This window comes from Halorubrum tebenquichense DSM 14210 (assembly GCF_000337415.1).
GTDB classification, from domain to species: Archaea; Halobacteriota; Halobacteria; order Halobacteriales; family Haloferacaceae; genus Halorubrum; species Halorubrum tebenquichense.
Map to the genome: position 1 here is coordinate 1 of NZ_AOJD01000033.1, position 23,594 is coordinate 23,594.

Here is a 23,594-nt window from a genome sequence, read left to right on the forward strand (position 1 = left end):
GTGGTCGTCCCACAGCGCCGTGATCTTGTCGACGCGCTCGGGGTTGCCGGGGAGGAGAACCGCGTCCGCGACGTCCTCGGGCGCGGCCTCGACGTGGTAGCCGGCCTCGTCGTTTGGGTCCTCGCTCTCGGCGTCGGACGCCGGGGAGTCGACGCCGTGATCGACCGCGACGGCGTCGGAAGCGTCCGCGTCGGTCTCATCTGTCATGTCCTCGCGGTTGGGAGTGATATTTAAAAGTAGTTCCGGCTCGGGGCGATCGCCGCCGCGGTTCTGGGGGGCGGACCGTCGCTTCGGTTCGCGACGCCGAGTCGGTATATGCCAACCGTGCGTTCTTGTACGGATCCGACCTACCGGCGGACATGCAGGCGTTCGATTTCACGGTCACCTACGAGGAGGGTGCCGACGACCTGATGGACGTGTTCATCGAGAACCCGGGGCTGTACTCCCGGACGGTCTCCTGTCACGCGACCGCCGAGACGATGTGGCGCGTCGACGAGGTGACGGGACCGCCGGAGGCGCTCGCGGCGTACGACCGCCGGCTCGAAGAACTCCCCCGCTGTTCGAACCTCCGGGGGATGGGCGGGTGCGACCTCGACTGGGAGCACGAGGTGCTCGCCGAGCGGCGGACGAGCCGGCTCATCTACTCGAAGCAGTCGGAGGGGGAGGGCTGTCGGTCGATCCCGTACCTCGTGACGCGGCGGCTCGGCGACGGGGCGCTCTGCCGGGCGCAGCAGTACGGGAACGCCTACGAGTGGAGCGTGCTCGTCGACGACGACAGCGCCCTCAGCCCCGTCTACGAGGAGCTCGAAGCGAACCTCCGGCCCGGCCTCGAACTGACGTTCGAGCGGGTCGACGGCTCCCCCGACTGGACGGCCGACCGGCCGGACGCCGACGACCTCCCCCCGGAGCAGCGCGACGCGCTCCGGGCCGCGATCGAACGCGGCTACTACGACACCCCGCGCCGGATGTCCCTTCAAGAGGTCGCGGAGGCGGAGGGGATACCCGTGTCGACGCTCCAGTACCGCGTCTCGCGCGCCGAGGCGTGGCTCGCCAAGAACTACCTCGGCGGGCGCACCGAACTCGCGACTGACCCCGCTGAGGTCGAAGAGAGCGCCACGTAGCCGGTCGGTTTCTCGCCCCGGAATCCATCGGTCTCCCGTCCCGGAATCCATCGGTCTCTCGTCCCGCCGTCGGGTCGGTTGGAACGCGGCGAATCGGGTCGGTTGGAACATACCGAACGAACTCCCACGCTTCCGCGGCCCCGAGGAACGGGCGTCGACAATGCGACGAGGAACGAACGACGACGGCGGCGTGTCGCGACGGAACTACCTGACTGGCGGGGCGGCGGCGCTCTCGCTCTCGGTCGCGGGCTGTATGGGATCGACCGGCGGCGACGGCGGTAGCGAGTCCAACGGAAGCGACTCGGGCGGGGGAAGCGGCTCGGGCGGACTCCTCCTGCGGGACGGGAGCGTCGTCTCCGTCGACCCCGACATCGGCGTGTTGGAGCGCGCGGACATCTACGTCGAGAACGGCGAGATAGTCGAGGTCGCCGAGGGCATCGACGCCGACGCCGCGACGGTCGTCGACGCGTCGGGGTCGGTCGTCGCGCCCGGGTTCGTCAACACGCACCTCCACACGTGGCAGGCGGGCGTGCGCGGGATCGCGGGCGACTGGACGTTCACGGACTACCTCGAGATCATGCTCGGCGAGGTGAGCAGCCACTACGAGCCGGACGACGCCTACCTCGGGAACCTGTTCGGTGCCGCCGAACAGCTCAACGCCGGGACGACGACGGTCCTCGACTGGTTCCACATCGCCAACTCCCCGGACCACTCCGACCGCGCGATCGACGGCTTAGAGGACGCGGGAATCCGCGCGGTGTTCACCCACGGCCCGCCGGGCGACGACGGCGCGAAGTGGTGGGAGGCGAGCACGGAGCCGCACCCGGACGACATCGAGCGGCTCCACGAGGAGCGGTTCCCCGTGGCCGACGACCGGATCACGCTCGCGATGGGGATCCGCGGCCCCGACTACGCCACCGAGGAAGTGGTCGAGGAGGACATCACCCGCGCCCGCGAGATGGGCGTTCCCGCCTCGATGCACATCGGGTCGCTCGGCGGCGGCGGCGTCTACACCTTGGAGGAGCTGGGGCTGCTCGGCGACGACCTCAACTACGTCCACGCCAACCGGCTGGCCGACGAGGAGTTCGCGCTTATCGGCGACTCCGGCGGCTCGGTGTCGACGACGCCGGAGGTCGAACTCCAGATGGGGATGGGGACGCCCGTCCTCGGGAAGGCGGCGGACGCGGGCGCGGTCCCGTCCGTCGGCGTCGACATCGTCTCGAACGTCAGCGGCGACATGTTCACGCAGACCCGCATGGCGGTCGGCGTCCAGCGCGGGATCGACAATCAGCCGGTCGTCGAGCGCGGCGAGCAGACGACCGAGGTCTCCATCGACCCGCACCGGGCGCTGGAGATCGCGACCATCGAGGGTGCTCGGGCGCTCGGGCTGGAGGACCGCGTCGGCTCGATCACGCCAGGGAAGCGCGCCGACCTCGTCGTGATCGACGGCGGCGACGTCAACACGCTGCCGGTCAACAACCCGGTCGAGACGGTGGCGTTCCAGGCGGGCGTCGGGAACGTCGACACCGTGGTCGTCGACGGCGAGGTCGTGAAACGCGACGGCTCGCTCACGAACGACCTCCTCGCCGAGGAGCGAGAGGCCTTCGAGGCGTCCGCCGAGCGGGTCCTCTCCGAGAGCGGTCTCACCGAGTGAGCCGGGAGGCGCTCCGACGGACGCGTCGATAGTCCGAAAGAACGGGGCGTTCCGGTGCCCAGAGTGCGGCGACACCCAACGCCGGCTTCGGCGAGGCGGCGTCGACCGGATCAGTCGCCGGCGTCGCGCGCCTCGCCCGCTTCGCTCGCGTCGTCGAGCGTCCCCTCGGAGATGGTGTTCGGCAGCAGTTCGCCGAGCGCGTACTCCGTGACCGCGTCGCCGCCCTCGTCGCAGGCGACGACGAGGTCGTCGGCCGCGAACTCGGCGAGGCTCTGCCGGCACATCCCGCAGGGGGTGACGCCGTCGCGGACGCCGGAGGAGACCGCGATCCGTTCGAACTCGCGGTGGCCCGCTTTGACGGCCTCCGCGAGCGCGACCTCCTCGGCGTGGAGGCTGTTCGAGTAGTTGGCGTTCTCGATGTTACAGCCGGTGTAAACGGTTCCGTCGGCGGTCTCCAGCGCCGCGCCGACGCGGTACTCGGAGTACGGGACGTGGGCGGCGTCGAGGGCGTCGCGCGCCGCGGCGATCAGCTCGTCCATGTCCGTGCGGTCGGGCGGCGGGCCGATAACTGTACTGTGTCGCGGATCGGTGGTTCGACCCTGCCAAGGCGTAGATCACAGAGAGCGTGTTCGCACCGCGAAATCGGAGTACCGCCGGAGCCTCGGTCGCTCACTGTGACGGAGCCGCCGTCGGAGACACGACCGCCGAAGCCCCAGTCGCGAAACCGCCACACGCTCGCTGCGCTCCTCGGTCGTTCGCTCCGCTCACTCCCTGCGGTGCTTGCGTCGCCTGTGGCGGTTTCGTGACTGCCCCTTCGAGTCCCCCCCGCACAGCACCGCAGCCTCACACCTCCCCAGCCTCGCGGCTCACGGCTCGCGGCTTCGCCGCTCGCGTTCGCCGCGTCCCTCGCACGCGCTCCTCGGCCGCGATGCGGCCTCGGAGGCGCGCGCCACCGCACGGTCTTTATCCGAACTACCGTTCGCCGACCGGTAGTTTCAATCGGCGATCCGGCGAACCCTCTCGCATGACCGTTCCGACGAAGACGCTCCCGAGCGGCGCGGAGCTACCGGCGCTCGGACTGGGCACGTACGACCTCGACGACGAGGAGACGGCCGACAGCGTTCGGGCGGCCCTCGACGCGGGCTATGCCCACATCGACACCGCCGAGGGATACCACAACGAGGCCGTCATCGGCGACGCCCTCGCGGAGTACGACCGCGACGACGCCTTCCTCACCTCGAAGGTGCTCGCGAAGAACCTCAACTACGAGTCGGTGATCGAGTCGTGCGAGGCGTCGCTCGACCGGCTCGGCACCGACTACCTCGATTTATACCTCATCCACTGGCCCAACCCGGCGATCTCGCTGCGCGAGACGCTCCGGGCGATGGCGGAGCTGCGCGAGCGCGGCCTCGTCCGCGACGTTGGCGTCTCGAACTTCAGCGCGTACCAGCTGAGCTGCGCCCATCACGTTTCGGACGTGCCGATCGCGGTCAACCAGATCGAGTTCCACCCGTGGTTCCAGCGCCCCGACCTGGTCGACTACTGCCGCGAGACCGACACCGTCGTCGAGGCGGCCGCGCCGCTCGCGCGGACGGACGTGTTCGGCGACGAGGTCGTCGCGGAGCTGGCGGAGAAGTACGAGGTACACCCGGCGCAGGTCGTGATCCGGTGGGCGATCGACAGCGGCGTCGTCCCGCTGCCGCGCTCGTCGACGCCGGCCCACGTCCGGGCCAACGCCGAACTGGACTGGGAGCTGGACGAGGCCGACCGGCGGCGGCTCGACGAGCGCGACCGCGACGCGCCGGTGTACGACACCCCCGCCCGCGACTGGACGAGCGACGTGTACGGTATCGAGCAGTAGGAGTCCGGGGTCAGGCCGCGTCGCCGCCGCCGTCGGCGTCGAGCGCGACCGGCTCGCCGGTCTCGGCCGACTCGTAGATCCCGTCGAGCGCGCGCACGTCGACGAGGGCGTGCTCGCCGTCCGGGTGGAACGGCTCGTCCGCCAGCAGGTGGTGGCCGAAGTAGGCGAACTCCTCTTCGATCTGGTGGACCTGATCGAAGTCCACGTCGACTCTGGTGCCGTCGCGGACGACGGCGAACCCGCGGTCCTCCCGCTCGTAGAACGCCGGGTCCAGAATCAGTCTGGCCTCCGTGCCGGTCACCTCCAGCCGGCTGGCGTGCTGGGCGTTCTGGCTCACCGTACACAGCGCGTCCACGTCGCCGGGGAACTCCAGCCGGAACGTCGCGTGCTCGTCGACGTCGGCGAACGCCGCGTGCTCCGAGCGGGTCCGCCCGGAGACGCGGACCGGGTCCGCGCCGAGCGCGAACCGCGTCGTGTTGATCGGGTAGACGCCGAGGTCCATGAGCGCGCCGCCGCCCGACAGCTCCGGGTCGAGCCGCCACTGGTCCGCGTCGCCGCCGAGTTCGCCGAGCATCGTCTGCGACATCGTCGCGTGGACGTGAACCACGTCGCCGGCGACGCCCGCGTCGAGGAGGTCGCGGAGCCGCCGGACGGCGGGGTCGGTCTGCATCCGGTAGCCGACCATCAGCGGGACGCCGGCGTCACGACACGCGGCCACGAGCCGCCGCGCGCGCTCCGGCGTCGCCTCCAGCGGCTTCTCGCAGAGGACGGCCTTCCCCTGGTCCGCGGCCGCGCGGACGTACTCCAGATGGGTCGCGTTCGGCGTCGCGACGTACACCGCGTCGTACGCCTCCGCGGCCGCGCCGGACCGGAGCTCCTCGGGGGTGACGCCTGTCACGTCGCGCTCGGCGGCGACCGCCTCGACGGCGGCGGCGTCGGCGTCGGTGACGACGGTCGCCTCGGTGTACGCCGACCGCTCGATGCCGGGCAGCGCCCACTCGCGGGCGAACCAGCCGAGACCGACGACCGCGACCCGGACGGGGTCGGTGACGGCAGCCGGATCGAGCGTCTCCCAGTCCCGGCGCGTGAACTCGTCGAGGTACTCCGCGAAGGCGGCTTCCATGTCCGGGCCTCGGCGCGGGTACGTCAAATAACCCGGCGAGTCAGCGGACCGCCAGCGTCGCCATCGGTATCCTCACCACGCCCCGTCGTACTTCACTCGCGGTCGGTCGACGTCGAGACCGATCTCGCGGAGCGCCCCCGTCGCGTTCTCGACGGGCGCGGGGTCCGCGCGGTCGAACGCGTCGGCCGCCGCCTCGGCGAACCGGACGGTCCAGTCGCCGTCGATCACGACCGTCGCGCGGCGCGGGACGTCGGAGTGGCCCTCCCACGACGGCGCGAGCAGGTCGTACGACTCCGCGACGCCGCCGTGGAAGTCGGCGACGACCGGGAACGGGAGGTCGAACCGGTCGGCGTACGCGAACCCGGCGTACAGCGAGTCGCCGGTGAGCGCGACGACGGCGAGGTCGTCGCGGTCGCTCCACCCCGCGTCGCGGACCGCGGCGAACGCGGCGGTACAGGCCGGCACGAACGTCGCGGGCGCGAAAGCGAGGGCGACGGCCTCGTGGGCCTCGACGAGGCGGTACAGCTCCAGCTCGGTCGCGGTTTCACCGCTGACCGCCGGGGCGATAAAGTCGGGGGCCGTGTCGCCGACGCCGATCATACGAGCCGGTGCGTGCGTGAGGAACAAATAACCGCCCCCGACGCGGCGCTGGGGGCCGGGTCGGGCGATTGCGACCCAATTCTGACAAAATAGACGCGTGAGTCGTGCTACCGACCGTTCCGGTGGGTGTTTTACGCGTGGGACGCGGAAGTGAACCGTGATCGGAGCCCACGCGGAGACGGCGCTCGCCCTCGTCGCCACCTACGGGGCCGCGGCGATCTTCGTCGTGTTCGCCTTGGAGGGCGCGCTCGTGGGGAAGGTGCTGCCGGCGCGGACCCTGTTCGTCGCGGCGGTGGTCGCCGCGGGCGTCGAGGCGGTCGCGGTCCTGCCGGTGTTCGCCGCGGCGGTTGGCGGCGCGACGATCGGGCAGTCGGCCGTCTTCGTCGCCGTCCGCCGGTTCGACGTGGACCCCACGGAGTTCAGGGCGGTGCCGGTCGGGGCCGGACGCCTCGACGGCGCGGCGCGCTGGCTCGACCGGTGGGGGCTCCCGGCGGTCGCAGTCTCGAACGCGGTCCCTGGCACGCGCGGGTGGCTCGCCGTCCCGACCGCGAACGCCTCGACCGTCTCCGGGCCGCGGTTCGCCGCCGCGTCGCTCGTCGGCTCCGCCGCGTACGTCGGCGCGCTGCTGGCGGTCGGCGTCGCGGTGGCGCTCGGGTTCGGCGGCGTCCTCGGGCTCGTCGGCGGCGAGTTGGCCGCGTCGCTGTAGTCCGGACCGTCCGACCCTCAGAGGACGGTTCCGTGTTTCTTGTCGGGCAGGTCCTTCCGAACGTCCTCGTAGAAGTCGAACCGGGCGGCCAGTTCGGCGCGGAGGTCGGAGGGGGGAACGATCTCGTCGATGACGACCTCGCTCGCCATCCGGTGAACGTCGATCCCCTCGCGGTACTCCTCGCGCAGGCGTTCCTCTTCCGCCGCGCGCTCTTCCTCGTCGTCGATCTCGGCGAGCTTCCGGGCGTAGACGGCGTTGATAGCCGCCTCCGGCCCCATGATGCCGATCTCGCCGGAGGGGAGCCCGATAACGCTCTCGGGGTCGTAGGCCGGCCCGCCCATCGCGTAGATCCCCGCGCCGTACGCCTTGCGGACGACGACGGTCTGTTTCGGGACCGTCGCGGAGGAGGTGGCGTAGATCATCTTCTTCCCCTTCTCTAAGATCGCGTCCTTCTCGACCTGCGACCCGGCCATGAAGCCGGGCGTGTCACAGAGGTACAGCAGCGGGATCTCGTAGGCGTCGCAGGTCCAGATGAACTCCGCGGCCTTCTCCGCGGCGTCCGGGAAGATGGCCCCCGACCGCTCCGTCGGCTGGTTGGCGACGACGCCGACCGACCGGCCGTCGATCCGGCAGAAGGCGGTGACGATCTCCGGCCCGTACCCCTCCTTCAGCTCGAACACCGACTCGGCGTCGGCGATCCGGTCGAGCAGGTCGTGGGCGTCGTACGCGCGGTTCGGCGACTCCGGGATCAGCTCGTCTATCCCCTCGGGCGAGAACTTCGGCGGCTTCGTCTCTTGTTTCGGGGCCTTCTCGCCGGCCTGATCGGGGAGGTAGCCGATCAGGTCCGACACCAACTCGCGGGCGTGTTCCTCGTCGCGCGCGACGAGGTCGGCGGAGCCGGACTCCTCGGCGTGGACGCGGGGGCCGCCCAGATCCTCCATCTCGATCTCCTCGCCGGTGACCATCTCCACCATCCGCGGCGAGGCGATCGCCATCGCCGACATCCCCTCGACCATCACCGTGAAGTCGGCGAAGACGGGCGTGTAAGCGGCTCCGGCGATACACGGGCCGTAGAGGACGCAGATCTGCGGCACCGCGCCCGACAGCATCGAGTGGTTGTAGTAGTACTTCCCGATCCCCTCGCGGTTGGCGAAGAAGCCCGTCTGCTGGTCGATCCGGCCGCCGGAGGAGTCCATCAGGTAGAGCACCGGGTTCCCCGTCTTCAGCGCGCGCTGTTGCATGCGGAGGAACTTCTCGACGCCCTTCGACGCCATCGACCCCGCCTTCACGGTGAAGTCGTTGGCCATGAAGTGGACGTCGCGGCCCTCGAACTCCGCCGCGCCGGTCAGCAGGCCGTCGCCCGGGAGGCGGTCGCCGCCCGCCTCGTTCCCCTCGCCGCCCTCGTCGGCCGGCGCGTTCGGGTGCCAGTCGTCGAACCCGGCGAACTTCCCGTCCTCGAACTTCACGCCCGCCGGGCCGCCGCCGGACGCGCTCGCGTCGCCGGCCCCGCGGGTGCCGTCCTCCCCGCCGAACCAGAGGTCGAGGCGGTCGCGGACGAACAGCTTCCCCTGCTCCGAGAGGCGGTCGCGGTACTTCTCCGGTCCGCCCTGTAGGATGTCGTCGATCTCGGCCCGGAGGTCGCGCTCGCGGTCCGTGGGACCGAGGTTGTCGTCGAGCGGGTAGCTCGGCTCCGGGGGCTCGGCGCTGGCGGCGGGGGTCTCCTCGTCGCCGACGTGGACGTCGACGTCGACGCCGAGGTGTTCCGCGAGCGACTTCGCGATCGCCTCGGCCTCCTCGGGAGTCGCCGCCGCGCCGACGTGGACTTTCATGGACGCAAGATTTGCGGTAGATCCTAAACAGTTTTCCATGCGGGTTCGAGGGCGACCGCGGACGGTCCGCGGTCGCTTCCCGGTCGGCTCCCGGGGAACGCCCGACCGGTTCTCGGGATGATCGGTCAGTCCAGCGCCGCCTTCAGCCGCTCGACTAACTCCTCGGTGCCGACGTACAGCGGGACGCGGTCGTGGACGCCCTCCGGTTCGACGTCGAGGATGTCGCGCTCGCCGTCGGTCGCCGCGCCGCCGGCGCGCTCGACGATGTAGGCGATTGGGTTCGCCTCGAAGGAGAGCCGGAGCTTCCCCTCCGGCGCGCTTTCGAGCGCCGGGTACGCGAAGACGCCGCCGTACGTGAGCACCTGGTTCACGTCGCCGACCATCGCCCCGCCGTACCGGAGCTTCAGTTCGTCCTCGATCTCGCGGGCGTAGGCGGTGAACGCGTCGGGCCAGTCCGGCACGCGCCCGCCGAACCCGTAGACGAGCGGGTCGTTGGGGAGCCGCAGGTCGTCGTCCACGACCGAGCGCTCGACGCCGCCGTCGCCGTCGCGCTCGATCACCTCCTCGCGGACGCCCGCCTCGTCGGCGACGACCATCGTCGTGATCGGCCCGTACAGCACGTAGCCGGCGGCGACGAGGTCGCGGCCGGTCGCGGGGAGCGGCGTGTCATACACGCCGACAACGGTCCCCATCGCGTTGTTCGACCGGAGGTTCGAGGAGCCGTCGAGGGGGTCGATCGCGACCGCGTACGGGGGACCGTCCGCGCCCTCGCCCGCCCCGCCGCCGACCGACCCGCCGGCGTCGACCGCGGTCTCGCGCTCCTCGCTGACGAACGAGCCGACGCCGTCGATCGCCGTGATCGCGTCGCCGAGCAGCTCGTCGGCGTACAGGTCGCCGGCCAGCACCGACTCGCCGGAGGCGTTCTCCGTCCCGCTCTCGACGCGGCGGCCGGGGAGCGCGGCGCGGACCTCGGGGGCCGTCGCCGCGACCGCGTCGAAGACCGCCGCGACGACCGGATCGTCACCCCCGGGCGAGCCCCCGCCGTCGGTGACGGGCGTCGGGGGGACCATCAGTCGGCGCTCCCGGCGGCGGCGAGCGCCGCCTCGGGGTCCGCCTCCTCGAAGACGACCGCTTCGAGGGCGTCGAGGATGCGCTCGGGCTCGTCGCGCTGGAAGACGTTGCGGCCGACGGCGAGCCCCCGGGCACCCGCCTCGATCGCCTCGGAGACGTTCCGGAGGAACGCCGCGTCGTCGCGCATCGTCCCGCCGGACATCACCACCTCGGTCGGCCCGGCCATGCGGACCGCCTCGCCCATCGCCGCCGCGGAGCCGGGGTACTTCACCTTCACGAGGTCGGCACCGAGCTCCAGCCCGAGCCGGGCCGCGTACGAGATGGTGTCGGGCTTGGTGTCGTTTTTGACCCCCTGCCCGCGCGGGTACGACCACATGACGACGCCCATCTCGTGTTCGCGGGCCGTCTCCTGGGCCTCCCGGAACTCCTCGGCCATCTCGACCTCGTGGTTCGACCCCCCGTAGAGGGTGAATCCGATCGCGTCGGCACCGAGCCCCGCGGCGTACTCGGCCGAGCAGTTGACGGGGCTGTCCGGCTCGCCCATCCAGAGGTTCGACGTGCCGTTGAGCTTGAGGAGGAGGTTCACGTCGTCCTCGTAGTCGGGGTAGTACGCCTCCGCGATCCCCTTCTGGACGGCCAGCGCGGTGACCGCGTCGTGGGTGGCGAGCTCGAAGAGCCGCTCCGGGTCGGCGGTGGCCGGGTTCGGCTCGAAGTCGACCGGCCCGTGTTCGAGCCCGTGGTCGTACGCGAGGATGAGCGACTTGCCGTCGCGCGAGATGGAGTCGGCGGCGTGGGGAAGCATCAGTACGTAGTTCAGTCACATCCATAAAAAGGGCTGCGGTGAGTCCGGTAGGCGTAAAGAAACCGGATCGGGCCGAACAGCCCACCATTCACCCGTCTCTTCGCGTCTCGATCGCTGCGTTCGTTACTACTCAAATTGTTAATTTCTGTGGCCGACGGCGGCGTGCGCCCCCCGTTCCGCAATACTTACCACCCGCGGCGCGGCAGCGGTTCGCATGCGAGCGCTATCCGAAGTCGACGTGGTCGGCGTCGTCGGGGCGGGAACGATGGGCAACGGGATCGCACAGGTCGCGGCGACGGCGGGCTACGACGTGGTGATGCGGGACGTCGAGCGCGAGTACGTCGACCGCGGCCTCGACAGCGTCGCGGACAGCCTGGACCGGCTGGCCGGGAAAGGCGCGCTCGACGAGGATCCGGGGGCGATCCGCGACCGGATCACCGGCACCACCGACCTCGGCGACCTCGCGGCCGCCGACGTGGTGATCGAGGCCGTGATCGAGGACCTCGACGTGAAACGGGAGGTGTTCGGCGACCTCGACCGGGTCACCGACGACGACGCGGTCCTCGCGACGAACACCTCCACGCTCTCTATCACGAGCGTCGCGAGCGCCACGGACCGCGCGAGCGACGTGGTCGGCCTCCACTTCATGAACCCCGTGCCGATCATGGACGGCGTCGAGGTCGTGGTGGGCGAGCGCACCGCGGACGAGGTGGTCGACTTCGCGCACGCGTTCGCCGAGGACCTCGGCAAGGAGACGTGGGAGGCCGACGACAAGCCCGGATTCGTCACCAACCGCATCCTGATGCCGTGGATAAACGAGGGGATCCGGGCGTACGACGAGGGCGTCGCCGACAAGGCCGACATCGACCGCGGGATGAAGCTCGGCACGAACGTCCCGATGGGACCGCTCGAACTCGCCGACCACATCGGGCTGGACGTGGCGCTCGACGCCAGCGAGACGCTCCACGAGGAGCTCGGCGACCGCTACAAGCCCGCCTACCTCCTCAAGCGGAAGGTCGAGGCGGGCGACCTCGGCAAGAAGACCGGTCGCGGCTTCTACGAGTACGAATAGGGGTCGGCCGGTCGTCGACTCAGGCCGCGTCCGCGTCGCCGTCGCGGTCGTCGTCCGCGGTCCAGCGGCGCGCGCCCGGCAGCAGTCCGACCAGCTTCGTCACGTAGCCGAACCGGAACAGCCCGAGCTGCGAGAGCGCGCCGAGGACGAACACCGCGAGGAAAGCCGGCTTGGACAGGTCGAAGAGGAGGGGTTCGACGGTCGTCTCCGCGGCGGCCGCCTCGAAGCTCGCGGGGGTGAGCGACCGCGACGCGAACGCCGCGCCGATGAGCGCGGACGCGATCACGAGCGTCGTCCGGGTGAGGACGAACCCGAACAGCGCGCCGACCGCGACGCCCGCGAGCGTCGCGCCGACGAGCAGCGCCGTCCCCTCGATCCCCGCCGCGTCCGCCGCGTACACCGGGCCGACGGCGAACCGGCCGGCGAAGCCGCCCACGACGCCGCCGATCCCGAGCACCGCGAACGAGAGGCCGGCGTACGCGAGGAAGCCGCCGATCAGGCCGCCGACCGCGACCGCGCCCGCGGTCAGGACCGCGCCGTCGACCGCGACGAGGCCGACGACGTTCGGCGCGAACAGGTACCCGGCACCGGCACCGACGAGCAGCCCCGTCAGCGTCACCGCGTAGACGGAGACCGCCGCGCCGACGAACGCGAGCGCCAGCCCCGCGAGGACCAGGCCGCCGTTGAGTGGGGTGAGCATACGCTACCGTGGCTCGCGCTCGCACTTAAATTGTCGCGAGCGCGACGACGGGAAGCGCGGTTCCGAGGCGCGAACCGACGCTACCGCGCCCGGCTCGCCGCCTGTCGGTCGATGTATCGCGTGTAGCCGCCGACGGCGAGGCCGAAGCCGACGACGAGCAGGAGGAACCCGAGCAGGCGGCTGGCCCCGACGGTCATCACCGCGAGGACGACGCCGAAAAGCAGCGCGAACACGCCGGCGACGACGACGCCGACGTCGAGCAGCGGCGACGGCTGGACGGCCCGGCAGTGCGGGCAGATCCGCGCGTCGACGGGGATCGGTTCGCGACACTCGACGCAGCGGAGGCGGTCGCTCGGCACGGGCGGCGGTTCGGCCGCGCCCGAGATAAAAGACGCGTCGTCGACCGCCGCGGCGAGAGCGGCCGCGGCTCGGCGTCGGCCACGGAACGGGAGGTCGAGTTCGAGCAGGACCTCAACTGAACCGCGGCGCTTGAGTACGCCCGCGAGCGGACCGCTCCGGTCCAGTTCGTCGGGAACGAGGGAAGCGTGACGGAGGCCGTCGAACGGGTGGTCGAGACGCTCGCGGCGTCGGATTAAGGAGCGGCGGTCCGGAAGCCGTCAGGCGAACTCGACGCCGGTGAACTCGACCCGGACCCCGCCGGCGCGGTCCTCGAACGCGGTCACCGTCCAGCCGTGGACCTGCGCGATCTGCCGCACGATGGAGAGCCCGAATCCCGTCTCCTGCGACGCCGTCGAGTAGCCGGACTCGAAGATCCGGTCGACCTCGTCGACGGCGACGCCGACGCCGTCGTCCGCAACGTAGAACCCCTCGTCGGTCGTTCCCGCGGAGACGGTCGCGTCCGGCCCGCCGTGTCTCGCCACGTTTCGGAACAGGTTCTCGAAGAGCCGCTCGAGCCGGCTCCGGTCCGCGAGGACCGCGGCCGACGGCTCGCAGGTGAACGACGCCGCGCCCGTCTCGACGGTCCGCCACGCCGCCGTCGCGGCGGCCTTGACGTCGACCGGCCGGAGATCGTCCACCCCCTCCCCCTCCTGAGCGAACGAGAGGAGGTCGTCGATCAGCCCGTCCATCCGGTCGAGCGCCGCGCGGGTCTCGTCGACGGCCGCGTCGTCGACCGCCGCCTCGTCGACGGCGTTCCGGACGAGTTCGAGGTTCGCGTCCGCCGTGCGTAACGGGCCCCGGAGGTCGTTGGATATCGTGTCGATGACCGCCTCTAAGCGTTCGTTCTGCCGCTCGAGCTCCTGTTCGCGCCTGACGCGCTCGGTTACCTCCCGCGTGTGGACGACGAACCCGCCGATCGTCGCGTCGTCCACCATGTTCCGGGCGTAGTTCTCCAGCCAGACCCAGCCGTCCGGATGGTCGAAGCGGAACTCGGCCGCTGAGACCCGGTCGGGGTGCTCGACCGTCTCCGAGAACTTCTCGACCGCGGCGGGGCGGTCGTCGGGGTGGACGTAGTCGAAGCCGACGTCGCCGACGAGCTCGTCGGGGTCGTAGCCCAGCACGCGCTCCGCCGACGGGGAGAGGTACTGCCACCGGCCGTTCGCGTCGACGATCGAGATGACGTCGGTGGACTCCTCGATGAGCTTCCGGAAGCGGTCCCGCGTTGCCGCGACCGCGCGCTCGGCCCGGTGCTGCGCGACCGCGTTCGCGATGCGATTCGCCAGGACGGCGTACTGGTCGACCCCGGTCTCCTTCTGTAGGTAGTCGGTGACGCCCGCCGAGATGGCGTCGCTCGCGATCTCCTCGCTCCCGCGCCCTGTGTACAGAATAAAGGGGAGGTCGGGGTACTCGTCGCGGAGGATGCGAAGGAGCCCCAACCCGTCGGTCTCGGGCATGTTGTAGTCGCTGACGACGCAGTCGACGGAGCGCTCTTTTAATATGTCGAGGGCCGCGGCGGGGCTGGTAGCGGTGACGACCGTGATGGCGTCGTTCTGACGCTCGACGAACGTAGCGGCCATCTCGACGAGGGACTCATCGTCGTCGACGTGTAAGACGGTGATGTCGCCGCCGTCCGAGTGCGCCGCGGTCGGGGGGATCTCGTTCCCGGCGCGGTCGGTGGTGGCGTTCTGGTCGGTCATGCGGTCACGGTGGAAGTCGCGGTCGGGCCCGGAGGCGATCGCCTCGCTCGCGACGGCGATGCAGGCACGCTGCCGTTGACAGACGTGTCTGGAGCCGAAGTATATACCCTCCCGTCATTTTTCCGTTTCTGATAATCTCCGACGGAGCGTCAGTCGGTGGTCGGCTGTTCGGTCGCACCCCGTTCCCCCGAAGCGGCCGAGGAGACGCGATCCCCCGAAGGCTCCGCAGTCGGGCCCGACTCGTCCGCGTCGAGTCGGGTCGTGAACGTCTCTAATACGTCCTGTAACCGATCGGCCTGGGTAGCGAGTCCGTCGACGGTCTCGGACACCTGCGTGATCGAGGCGGCCTGCTCCTCGCTGGCGGCCGAGACGTTCTCGGCGGCGTCGGCCGCCGACTCGCTCTGGGTTTCGACGTCGTCTACCATCGTGACGACCGCCTCCGCGCTCACCGCCTGGTCGTCCATCGCGTCGCTGATCTCCTGGACGCCGTTGTTGGTGTCGCGGACGTTCTCGGAGACCGTCACGAACGCGTCGACGGTCTCCTCGACGGCGTCCGTCGTCTCCCGAACGCGCTGGTCGGCGTCGCGAATGTCCGTCGTCGTCTGCTCCGTCGTCTCCTGGACTTCGTCGATGAGGTGCGCGACGTCATCCGCGGAGGCCTGCGTCTCCTCGGCTAGCTGTTTGACCTCGCTGGCCACGACCGCGAACCCGTCGCCGCCGTCGTCGCCTTGGGCGCGCGCGGCCTCGATGTTCGCGTTCAACGCCAGCATGTTCGTCTGCTCGGCGATCTCTCCGATCACCGCGACGATCTCGTCGATCTCGGACATCAGGTTGTCGAGCGCCTCAACGTTCTCGACGGCCGACGACATCGCCGTCTGCGCCGTCTCCATCTCCTCGACCGACCGGGTCGCGGTCGCTTCGCCCTCCGAGGCGATCTCCGCCGTCTCCTGAGAGGTCGCCGCCACGGTGTCCGCCGTCGACGCGGCTTCCTCGATCGTGGCTGAGAGCTCCGTCATCTCCGTCGAGACGGTGCGGAGGTTGTCGCGCTGCTCGTCCGCCTCGGCCGCGATCTGCTGGATCGAATCGCTGACGCGCTGACTGGCTGTCTCTACTTCGTCGGTCCCGGCGGTCGCGTCCGTCGTGGCGGTCTCGACCGCGTTCGCGAACGCCTGAACGTCGGCGACTGTGGCCTCAAGGTCGGCCAACATCTCGTTGAGCGCGACCCCGATGTCGGTCATGGCGCGGCTCTCGCTCTCCGTGTCTACCCGCCGCGTCAGGTCGCCGGCCGCGGCCGCCTCGATCTGGTCTTCGTACTGCGCCGCCTTCGCCTCAACGTGCTGGCTGAACTCCTCCGCGCGCTCCCTCGCCTCGGTGGCCTCCCGCTCCGCCTCCCGGGCGTCGCTGAGGCTCGTGCGGAGGGAATTGCGCATGTCGTCGAAGGCCGCGTACAGCCGGCCGATCTCGTCGACCCTGTCGGTGGTGAGGTCAGCGTCGAGCCGTCCCCCCTCGAACTCGTCCGCGGTCGCGACGAGGTCGCGGATCGACTGCGTCGTGTTGCGACCGACGAAGACGCCGACGACGCCGAGGCCCAGGATCGAGACCGCCGTCAGCGCGAGGACGGTGAGTTGAACGAACCCCTGGACCGCGAACGCCGTCTCCGCCGGGACGTGGGTCATGAGCACCCAGTCGGTCCCCTCGATCGGGGCGAATCCCATGGCCATGCGCTCTCCGCCCATCTCCATCTCCATGTAGCCGACTTCGCCGTCGAGGCCCCGCTTGACGGCCATCGAGGAGACGCTCATCTCGGCGGCGTCCCCCATGTTCTGCCGGTTGATCTTCTCCCCGTCCTGGCTGAGGACGACGAACCCGTCGTCGTTCACCGCGACGCTGAACGCCCCCTGGGCGTCGACCGGTGTGCTCAACTCGGCGCTCCGCGCCGCGAGGTCGACGGGGAGGACGACGAGGTCGTCGCTCCCCGGGACGGCGGCGACGAACGCGACCGCGTCGCTCCCGGTTATCGGGTCCGTGTACGAGGTCGTGACGGTCGTCTCGCCCGCCTCGGGAAGCCGCCCGTCGAGCTCCAGCCACCTGACCTCGCCGTACGACGCGCCGGTGGCCTCGGCGTCCGAACTGGCCGTGACCGCACCGGTGTCGGCGGCGACGAGGTGGATCCCGGTCGCGCTGTCCGGGAGCTGCGACGTCTCGGCGGACAGCATCTCGGCGATCGCGGCGTCGTCGCCGCTCTTGACGGCATCACGAGACGCGAGCGTCGCCACGTGGTCGCGGTTGCGGTCGCTCCACTCTGCGACGGTGCTCGCCTGAATCTCCGCGGACTTCGTGAGCTCCGACTCTGTGTTGTCAGCGATGACGCCGGTCGTCTGAACGTAGATGACCCCGCCGACGGCACCGACGAGGACGCCGACGACGAGGAGCAGCGAGAGGAGTTTCCGGAGATAGCTGCGGCGAAGCCAGTTTAGTGGGTTCCGTGCCATGCGTCGCGGTCAGGCGCGTGGTCGACGGCGCACGGGCGCGTTTACGAGCGGTCGCGTCCGAGCGGTCGCGTCCGACCAGTTGCTTCCGCGTTCGGTCGCCGTCACGGTCGTCCCGCATGAAAACATCATATCATATCTCGTAACAAGTCGGATAAAATCTTTCTCCCGGCGGTATCAGTGCGGAGAATTGGGGCCGTTGATCAGGGCAAGCGAGCCGGCTCGTCGCCGCCCCGAACACCGCCAGAGACCGATCGCCGCGGCCCGAGGATGACCGGGTCGCGTCAGTCCGCGCCCGCCGCGGCGGCCGGCTCGTCGTCGACGTTCAGCGTCTCCTCGACCTGCGTGAACACCGCGACCAGCCCGAGCGCGGCGGCGGCGGCCCCGACCGCGAAGGGGACGACGAAGCCGAAGCCGACGAGCCAGCCGGACGCCAGCGGCCCCAGGGCGACCCCGAACCCGAACCCCATCGTGAGCACCGACAGCGTGGTCCCCGACTCGCCCTCGCGGGCGAGGTCGCCGGCGAGCGCGAGCGACGGCGCGAACACGCACGCGACCGCGACCCCCTGCCCGAGCCGGACGAGCATCATCAGCGCCGGCTCCGTCACGATCCCCTGAAGCAGCGTCGTCGGGACGAGGAGGACGAACCCGGCGAGCAGGAACGGCCGGCGACCGATCCGGTCGCTGGCGCGGCCCACCGGGACCTGGAAGATCACGTTCGCGATCGTCACGGCCGCGAACTGCGCGCCGAACCAGATCGGGGCCTGGTCCAGCCGGACGTTCACCTGGTTCTGGAGCGTCGCGAACAGCGCGATACACGCGCCCATCGTGACGGTGGCGAGCCCGAGCGTGAACACCGGGTCGAGCAGGCGGTCCTCGCCGCGGACCCGGATCGACACGTCGTCGCCCGCCTCGGCCTCGACATCGGCGTCCCGGACGAGCAGGAACACCAGCGCGAAGCTGAGGTACGCCCCCGCACAGGCCGCGACGAAGGCGGCGTCGAACCCGTCGAGGACCGGCAATCCGACGGGCGAGAGGTCGTACGGGCCCGCCTCGACGACCCCGCCCGCGAGGATCGGGCCGAAGCCGAACCCGATGAGTCGGAACGTGTTGTACACGCCGAAGTTGCCGCCGCGGTCGGCGTCGCTCGCGGCGTACTCGTTGACCAGCGCGACCGTCGCGGGGATGATGAGCGCCGCGCCGAGCCCCTGGATCGCGCGCAGTGCGACGAGGACCGGGTAGCTCGTCGCGATCGTGTACAGGCCGCTCGCGGTACCGAGGAGGAGGATTCCGGCGAGGACGAACGGCCGGCGAGCGCCGACACGGTCCGACAGCCGTCCCGTGAACGGTTGCGAGAGGCTGTTGAGGAACCCGAAAAGCGAGAGGACGATCCCGATGAGCAGCGGTTCGGTGAGCGTGACCGCGGCCGCGCCGACCCCGATCTCCGCGCCGAGCAGCCCCTCGATGTCGACGAGGTCGCTGGAGACGTACAGCGGGAGGACGACGATGAGGAAGGAGTTCCCGGCGGCACCGACCATCCGCGCGAGCGCCAGCACGATCACGCGCCGGTCGGTGTCGGTGACGCCGGAGAGCAGTCCCATTTGCTCGGCGTTCGGAACGAACGATAAAGGTCCTTGTGAACGGGGGGAGTCGATCCGCTTCCTGACGGAGCGACGGCGGAGTTCCGGGGGCTCGACTCAGTGGGCCGCCGGAGTCCGCTTGTCGACGCCGCGGACCTCGAACCGCGCGCCGCCGTCCGCGCCGGTCGTCGCCGCGACGGACCAGCCGTGCGCGGTGGCTATCTCCTGAACGATCGCGAGGCCGAACCCGGTGGTCCCCGCCGCGCCGCTCTCGCCGGGTTCGAAGAGGGAGTCGGCCACGGCGGGGTCGATCCCCGGCCCGTCGTCCTCGACGAAGAAGCCGTCCGAGAGCTCGCCGACGCGGATCGAGACGTCGGAGCCGGCGTGCTCGACCGCGTTCCGCATGAGGTTCTCGAAGAGGTTCCGAAGCCGGTCCGGGTCGGCGAGCACCTCGCGCTCGGTCTCGACGGAGAGGGCCGCCGACCCGGTGTCGACGGTCGACCAGCTGTCGGCGGCGACCACCGCGAGGTCGACGCGTTCCGGGTCGCCGACCGTCTCTCCCTCGCGGGCGAGCGCGAGGGTGCGCTCGACGATCGACTCCATGCGGGCGAGCGCGTCGAGGGCGGCGTCGAGGTTCTCCGCGTCGTCCGAGACCTCGCGCGCCAGTTCGACGCGCCCCTGCGCGACGTTCAGCGGGTTCCGCAGGTCGTGCGAGACGATGCTGGCGAAGGAGTCGAGCCGGTCGTTCTGCCGTTCGAGCGCCGCCTCGCGCTCGCTCCTTGAACGCCGTGATGTCCTCCTGGAAGCCGACCCAGTGCGTGACCGTCCCGTCCGCGTCGCTGATCGGGGCGATGCTCACCCGGTTCCAGAACTCCGTGCCGTCCTTCCGGTAGTTCAACAGCTCGACGCTCGTCGGTTCGTCCGCGTCGATCGCGTCGCGGAGCTGCTGGACCGACGCCTCCTCGGTGTCCGGCCCCTGGAGGAACCGGCAGTTGACGCCGATCGACTCCTCCCGGTCGTACCCCGTCATCTCGACGAACCGGTCGTTGACGTACACCATCGGGTTGTCGTCCTGCTGGGGGTCCGTGATGGTGATCCCGACCGGGGCCTCGTCGAGCGCGCGCGTCTTCGTCTCCAGCTCCTCTCTGCGCTCGCGCTCGTCGGAGACGTCGCGGAGGATGCCGACGCTGCCCTCGAAGCACTCGCCGTCGTACGGCAGCGCCGCCATGTGGTCCCGACACGGGATCGGGTCGCCCTCCTTCGGGACGATGTCGACCCCGAAGTGCTGGACGTCGGGACCGGAGTCGGAGAGGATGGTTCCGAGCCGGTCTTCCGCCTCCTGAACGGCCGCGTCGTCCTTGATGAACCCGGGCGTTTGCCCGATGATCTCCTCGCGGTCGTACCCGGTCAGCTCGGCGAACGGCTCGTTGACGAACCGGAATACGCCCGTCCCGTCGACGACGTAGACGGGGTAGCCGAGCGCCTCGATGACGGTCGAGTAGCGCTCGGCGATCTCCTTGGTCCGGTACTCGTCGACGGCCTGGTCGACGCGGTTCGCGAGCCGGCGGAGCTGCTCGGGCCCGCCCTTCTGGAAGTAGCCGGTGACGCCGGCGTTGAGCGCCTGACTCGCGATCTCCTCGGACCCCTTGCCGGTGTACAGCACGAAGGGGATCTTCTGATTTCGCTCGCGTAAGGCCTCGAAGAACTCCAGCCCGTCCATCGGGGGCATGTCGTAGTCGCTGACGACGCAGTCGAAGGTGTCGTCGGCGAGCAGTTCGAGCGCGGCCTCCGGGTCGGTCTCGCTCGTCACCGCCACCGAGTCGAGCTCCCGCTCGAAGTACGCCTCCGCGAGGTCGAGGACCGACGGGTCGTCGTCGACGTGTAACACGTCGATCGCTGCGGACATACGGGGACTGAGGGGCGCGCGGAATAAACGACTACCGACCCGGCTATCGGATCTGGATCTGAGTCCCGGAGCGGGCGTGAGAGGACGCGTCGGGCGTAGAGAGGTGGGGACGGGGCTCCACTTCCGGCGCGCGTGGCTGATTCTTAAGGTCGCGGAGCGCGGAGCCGAACGCGATGACCGGCGGGAGGACCGTCGGCGGGGAGACGCTCCCGGGCGCGGGCGGCGAGGACGCCGACGCGCCCGACCGGGTGGTCTGTCACGTCGACATGGACTGCTTTTACGCCTCCTGCGAGCGGCTGCGCCACGACGACCTCGACGGCGAGCCCGTCGTGGTCGGGATGGGCTACGAGCCGGGCGAGTCGATCGGCGCGGTCGCGACCGCGAGCTACGAGGCCCGCGAGTTCGGCGTCGAGAGCGCGATGCCGATCTCGGAGGCCCTGGAGCTGCTCCCCCGACGCGCCGACGCGGACCCGGACGACCCGGACGCGCCGGACCCGGCGGAGACCGGGCGGTACCTCCCCGTCGACCTCGACTTCTACGAGGCGGTGGCGAGCGAGGTGAAGGACGTGCTGCGCGACTGCGCCGACACCCGCCGGGAGGTGAGCATCGACGAGGCGTACCTGGACGTCACCGACCGGACCGCGTGGACGGTCGCCGGGAGCGGCGGCGGTGACGGCGACGACGGCGTCGACGGTGCCGACCCCGCGGACCCGCCGCCGAGCGGCGCGGCCGGCCCCGCGGAGGCGCGGACGCTCGCCGAGGGGTACGCCCGCCACGTCAAAGAGCGGATCGAGCGCGAGGCCGGGGTCCCGGCGAGCGTCGGCGTCGCGCCGAACATGTCGGCCGCGAAGGTCGCCAGCGACGCCGACAAGCCGGACGGGCTCGTCGTCGTGCCGCCGGGATCCGTCGCGGAGTTCCTCGCGCCGCTGCCGACCGCCGACGTCCACGGGGTCGGTCCCGTCACGGAGCGGAAACTGGCGGAACTGGGCGTCGAGACCGCCGGCGACCTGGCCGCCGCCGACCGCGACCGCCTCGCCGAGGCGCTGGGCGAGCGCGGCCCGGAGCTGTCGCGGCGCGCCGCGGGCGACGACGACCGCGAGGTGACGCCGACGGGGCTCCCGAAGAGCCTCTCGCGGGAGTCGGCGCTGCCGACGACCCCCGACGAGGCGACGAAGCGCGAGACCGTCTCCGCGCTCGCCGCGGACGTGGCCCGCCGCGCCCGCGAACGCGGCTGCCTCTACCGGACCATCGGTATCAAGGCGGTCGAACCCCCGTACGACGTCAACACCCGCGCGAAGAGCCTCCCCGGCCCCGTCGACGACCCGGACCTCGTCGAGGAGGTGGCGCTCGACCTGCTCGCCGAGTTCGACGAGACCCCGGTCCGAAAGCTGGGCGTCCGCGTCTCCAAGCTCGACTTCGCCGAGACCGATCAGGCGACGCTCGGCGGGTTCGACGCGGGCGAGGACGCGGGGGGCGGAAGTGGCGATACGGGCGACCGCACCCGCGGGGCCGGCGCTCGGACGACCGCCACCGACGGCGACGGCGGGAAGCTCACCGACTGGGTCGACGGGGAGCCGACCGCGGAGGAGACGGACCGCGACGCGACGGGGGACGACGCCGAGCGCCGGACGGGCGACGGGCAGGCCTCCCTCGGCGACTGGTCGTGACCCCGTCGGGCGACCGGTCGTGACCCCGTCGGGCAACCGGTCGTGACCCCGTCGGGCAACCGGTCGTGACCCCGTCGAGCGGAGATTTATGCCGGCACCCCGAGAACGGGTGCGCATGGCCTCCGCCCTCCGCGCGGCCCTCCTCGGATCGAGCCGAGACCGGTCGCTCCCGTGGATCCGACTCGTCGCACCGCCCCTGTGTTTCGCCGTCGCCTTCGCCGCCTACGCGGTCGGCGTCTTCGCTATCGCCGGCGGCGTGATATTCGTCCCGTTCGACGCCGCGGCGCTCGGCGTCGCCGTCGCCCTCGGGCTCGCGTACCGACGGGACGGACTGCTCTTCGCGTGGCTCACCGTCTACGCCGCGCTGCTCGGGTACAGCGCGGTCTTCCACTTCCTCGGGCTCTCCGGTCGATCCCTCGCCGAGCGCGCGACCGCGTTCCTCTCGCCCGACGGGCTCGTCTTCCTCGGCGTCGAGGCGCTGGTCTTCGGAACCGTCGCGTGGGTCGTCGGAACCCTCGCGGCGGCCACCGTCGAGCGCGTCCGGGACCGGCGCGAGTCCGCGGGGCCGACGGCGCGCGGGGAGTGAGCGTGGAAGGGGGAGCGAGTGAGGGGAGTTTAGGTTCCCGAGCGACGACCGCGATCCATGGACGACGCCGACGCCGCAGACCACCCGGACAACGCCGACCTCGCGTGGGAGACGCTCGACTCAGCCGTCGATTACGCCTGCCCCGGTTTCGACGTGCGCCGGGACGAGGTGCGGTTCCCTGACGGCGACACCGACGGGTTCCACTACGTCGACGAGCCGCCGGCGGTGGTAGTGCTCCCGCTGACGCCCGACGGCGAGGCCGTCGTCATCGACGAGTGGCGGCAGGCGGTCGGCCGGGTGAACCGCGGGATCCCCGCGGGGACGATGGAGCCGGAGGACGAGGGAGAAGGGAGCGCGGACGGCGACCCGAGCGACGCCGCGGTCGAGCGCGCCGCGGCCCGCGAACTGGCCGAGGAGACCGGCTACGAGGCCGACGCCTTCGAGCGGCTGACGACCGTCGAGCCGACGAACGGGATGGCGAACGCGGTCCACCACCACGTGCTCGCGACCGGGTGCGAGCCGACCGCCGACCGCGACCTCGACCACAACGAGTCGATCTCGGTCGAGACGGTCCCGTACGACGACCTCCTCGCCGCGGTCGTCGACGGCGGGCTCCGCGACGGGCGCGCGGTCACCGCGGTGCTGTGGTACGAACTGCTCCATCGCTGAGGCTGCGAGGGTCAGCCGGTTCACGGTCAGAGCGCGATCCGGCACGGACAACCATTTTGCCC

19 protein-coding genes and 2 pseudogenes are annotated in these 23,594 nt (G+C 70.9%); 8 read left to right on the plus strand and 13 right to left on the minus strand.

Going from position 1 to position 23,594, the window contains the following annotated elements; genetic code table 11:
- Window positions 1-207 (minus strand): annotated as a pseudogene (locus tag C472_RS05855) (hypothetical protein); the annotation flags it as partial.
- Between the two features lie 152 nt (window positions 208-359).
- Here C472_RS05855 and C472_RS05860 point away from each other — a divergent pair.
- The gene (locus C472_RS05860; RefSeq protein ID WP_006628887.1) at window positions 360-1,121 is read left to right on the plus strand and encodes a helix-turn-helix domain-containing protein; all 762 of its coding nucleotides are present in this window, start codon (window positions 360-362) and stop codon (window positions 1,119-1,121) included.
- 160 nt (window positions 1,122-1,281) lie between these two features.
- Window positions 1,282-2,775: an amidohydrolase family protein gene (locus C472_RS05865; protein WP_006628888.1), complete on the plus strand. Its 1,494-nt coding sequence runs from the start codon at window positions 1,282-1,284 to the stop codon at window positions 2,773-2,775.
- Window positions 2,776-2,885: 110 nt separating this feature from the next.
- Here the strand turns inward: C472_RS05865 and cdd are convergent, their stop codons facing one another.
- A complete protein-coding gene (gene cdd, locus C472_RS05870; RefSeq protein ID WP_006628889.1) occupies window positions 2,886-3,314 on the minus strand; it encodes a cytidine deaminase in 429 nt (142 codons plus the stop codon).
- 485 nt (window positions 3,315-3,799) lie between these two features.
- On the opposite strand from cdd, the gene C472_RS05875 reads away from it, so the two are divergent.
- Window positions 3,800-4,636: an aldo/keto reductase gene (locus tag C472_RS05875; protein WP_006628890.1), complete on the plus strand. Its 837-nt coding sequence runs from the start codon at window positions 3,800-3,802 to the stop codon at window positions 4,634-4,636.
- Between the two features lie 10 nt (window positions 4,637-4,646).
- Here C472_RS05875 and gfo6 read toward each other — a convergent pair whose 3' ends face one another.
- Both gfo6 and C472_RS05885 read right to left on the minus strand, forming a co-directional pair.
- Window positions 4,647-5,759 (minus strand): D-xylose 1-dehydrogenase Gfo6, encoded by a 1,113-nt coding sequence (gfo6, locus tag C472_RS05880; protein ID WP_006628891.1) that lies wholly within the window; start codon window positions 5,757-5,759, stop codon window positions 4,647-4,649.
- A gap of 72 nt (window positions 5,760-5,831) precedes the next feature.
- Window positions 5,832-6,359, minus strand: coding sequence for a redoxin domain-containing protein (locus C472_RS05885; protein ID WP_006628892.1), 528 nt, complete (start codon window positions 6,357-6,359; stop codon window positions 5,832-5,834).
- Window positions 6,360-6,516: 157 nt separating this feature from the next.
- Here C472_RS05885 and C472_RS05890 point away from each other — a divergent pair, with 157 nt between their 5' ends.
- Window positions 6,517-7,065: a DedA family protein gene (locus C472_RS05890; RefSeq protein ID WP_006628893.1), complete on the plus strand. Its 549-nt coding sequence runs from the start codon at window positions 6,517-6,519 to the stop codon at window positions 7,063-7,065.
- Window positions 7,066-7,082: 17 nt separating this feature from the next.
- Here C472_RS05890 and C472_RS05895 read toward each other — a convergent pair whose 3' ends face one another.
- From C472_RS05895 to C472_RS05905, 3 genes are all read right to left on the minus strand, one after another.
- A complete protein-coding gene (locus C472_RS05895; RefSeq protein WP_006628894.1) occupies window positions 7,083-8,894 on the minus strand; it encodes an acyl-CoA carboxylase subunit beta in 1,812 nt (603 codons plus the stop codon).
- A 125-nt stretch (window positions 8,895-9,019) separates the two neighbouring features.
- A complete protein-coding gene (locus tag C472_RS05900) occupies window positions 9,020-9,964 on the minus strand; it encodes a class 1 fructose-bisphosphatase (RefSeq protein ID WP_006628895.1) in 945 nt (314 codons plus the stop codon).
- Entirely contained in the window at window positions 9,964-10,767 is an 804-nt protein-coding gene (locus C472_RS05905; RefSeq protein ID WP_006628896.1) for a class I fructose-bisphosphate aldolase, read from the minus strand. Before C472_RS05905 ends, C472_RS05900 begins: the two co-directional genes overlap by 1 nt.
- Window positions 10,768-10,981: 214 nt before the next feature.
- Here C472_RS05905 and C472_RS05910 point away from each other — a divergent pair, with 214 nt between their 5' ends.
- Complete coding sequence (locus tag C472_RS05910; protein WP_006628897.1) at window positions 10,982-11,839, plus strand: 3-hydroxyacyl-CoA dehydrogenase family protein; 858 nt, start codon at window positions 10,982-10,984, stop codon at window positions 11,837-11,839.
- A gap of 19 nt (window positions 11,840-11,858) precedes the next feature.
- Here C472_RS05910 and C472_RS05915 read toward each other — a convergent pair whose 3' ends face one another.
- From C472_RS05915 to C472_RS05940, 6 genes and pseudogenes are all read right to left on the minus strand, one after another.
- Window positions 11,859-12,539, minus strand: coding sequence for a hypothetical protein (locus tag C472_RS05915; RefSeq protein WP_006628898.1), 681 nt, complete (start codon window positions 12,537-12,539; stop codon window positions 11,859-11,861).
- Between the two features lie 80 nt (window positions 12,540-12,619).
- Window positions 12,620-12,898 carry a hypothetical protein gene (locus C472_RS05920; protein ID WP_006628899.1) on the minus strand — a complete coding sequence of 93 codons (279 nt, stop codon included), beginning with the start codon at window positions 12,896-12,898 and terminating at the stop codon, window positions 12,620-12,622.
- A gap of 258 nt (window positions 12,899-13,156) precedes the next feature.
- Entirely contained in the window at window positions 13,157-14,635 is a 1,479-nt protein-coding gene (locus C472_RS05925; protein ID WP_006628900.1) for a response regulator, read from the minus strand.
- A gap of 149 nt (window positions 14,636-14,784) precedes the next feature.
- Window positions 14,785-17,127 (minus strand): methyl-accepting chemotaxis protein, encoded by a 2,343-nt coding sequence (locus C472_RS05930; protein ID WP_006628901.1) that lies wholly within the window; start codon window positions 17,125-17,127, stop codon window positions 14,785-14,787.
- 281 nt (window positions 17,128-17,408) lie between these two features.
- Window positions 17,409-18,725: an MFS transporter gene (locus C472_RS05935; protein ID WP_049906370.1), complete on the minus strand. Its 1,317-nt coding sequence runs from the start codon at window positions 18,723-18,725 to the stop codon at window positions 17,409-17,411.
- A gap of 96 nt (window positions 18,726-18,821) precedes the next feature.
- Window positions 18,822-20,610: pseudogene (locus tag C472_RS05940) on the minus strand (PAS domain S-box protein).
- Between the two features lie 173 nt (window positions 20,611-20,783).
- On the opposite strand from C472_RS05940, the gene C472_RS05945 reads away from it, so the two are divergent.
- The 3 genes from C472_RS05945 (at window position 20,784) to C472_RS05955 (ending at window position 23,532) form a co-directional block, all read left to right on the plus strand.
- A complete protein-coding gene (locus C472_RS05945) occupies window positions 20,784-22,277 on the plus strand; it encodes a DNA polymerase Y family protein (RefSeq protein WP_006628903.1) in 1,494 nt (497 codons plus the stop codon).
- Window positions 22,278-22,392: 115 nt separating this feature from the next.
- A complete protein-coding gene (locus C472_RS05950; RefSeq protein WP_006628904.1) occupies window positions 22,393-22,863 on the plus strand; it encodes a hypothetical protein in 471 nt (156 codons plus the stop codon).
- Between the two features lie 57 nt (window positions 22,864-22,920).
- The gene (locus C472_RS05955; protein WP_006628905.1) at window positions 22,921-23,532 is read left to right on the plus strand and encodes an NUDIX hydrolase; all 612 of its coding nucleotides are present in this window, start codon (window positions 22,921-22,923) and stop codon (window positions 23,530-23,532) included.
- Window positions 23,533-23,594: the final 62 nt, after the last annotated feature.

Coding starts and splice junctions, on each gene's coding strand:
- C472_RS05860 (WP_006628887.1), top strand. CDS start 360: ATGCAGGCGTTCGATTTCACGGTCACCTACGAGGAGGGTGCCGACGAC.
- C472_RS05865 (WP_006628888.1), top strand. CDS start 1,282: ATGCGACGAGGAACGAACGACGACGGCGGCGTGTCGCGACGGAACTAC.
- cdd (WP_006628889.1), bottom strand. CDS start 3,314: ATGGACGAGCTGATCGCCGCGGCGCGCGACGCCCTCGACGCCGCCCAC.
- C472_RS05875 (WP_006628890.1), top strand. CDS start 3,800: ATGACCGTTCCGACGAAGACGCTCCCGAGCGGCGCGGAGCTACCGGCG.
- gfo6 (WP_006628891.1), bottom strand. CDS start 5,759: ATGGAAGCCGCCTTCGCGGAGTACCTCGACGAGTTCACGCGCCGGGAC.
- C472_RS05885 (WP_006628892.1), bottom strand. CDS start 6,359: ATGATCGGCGTCGGCGACACGGCCCCCGACTTTATCGCCCCGGCGGTC.
- C472_RS05895 (WP_006628894.1), bottom strand. CDS start 8,894: ATGAAAGTCCACGTCGGCGCGGCGGCGACTCCCGAGGAGGCCGAGGCG.
- C472_RS05900 (WP_006628895.1), bottom strand. CDS start 9,964: ATGGTCCCCCCGACGCCCGTCACCGACGGCGGGGGCTCGCCCGGGGGT.
- C472_RS05905 (WP_006628896.1), bottom strand. CDS start 10,767: ATGCTTCCCCACGCCGCCGACTCCATCTCGCGCGACGGCAAGTCGCTC.
- C472_RS05910 (WP_006628897.1), top strand. CDS start 10,982: ATGCGAGCGCTATCCGAAGTCGACGTGGTCGGCGTCGTCGGGGCGGGA.
- C472_RS05915 (WP_006628898.1), bottom strand. CDS start 12,539: ATGCTCACCCCACTCAACGGCGGCCTGGTCCTCGCGGGGCTGGCGCTC.
- C472_RS05925 (WP_006628900.1), bottom strand. CDS start 14,635: ATGACCGACCAGAACGCCACCACCGACCGCGCCGGGAACGAGATCCCC.
- C472_RS05930 (WP_006628901.1), bottom strand. CDS start 17,127: ATGGCACGGAACCCACTAAACTGGCTTCGCCGCAGCTATCTCCGGAAA.
- C472_RS05935 (WP_049906370.1), bottom strand. CDS start 18,725: ATGGGACTGCTCTCCGGCGTCACCGACACCGACCGGCGCGTGATCGTG.
- C472_RS05945 (WP_006628903.1), top strand. CDS start 20,784: ATGACCGGCGGGAGGACCGTCGGCGGGGAGACGCTCCCGGGCGCGGGC.
- C472_RS05950 (WP_006628904.1), top strand. CDS start 22,393: ATGGCCTCCGCCCTCCGCGCGGCCCTCCTCGGATCGAGCCGAGACCGG.
- C472_RS05955 (WP_006628905.1), top strand. CDS start 22,921: ATGGACGACGCCGACGCCGCAGACCACCCGGACAACGCCGACCTCGCG.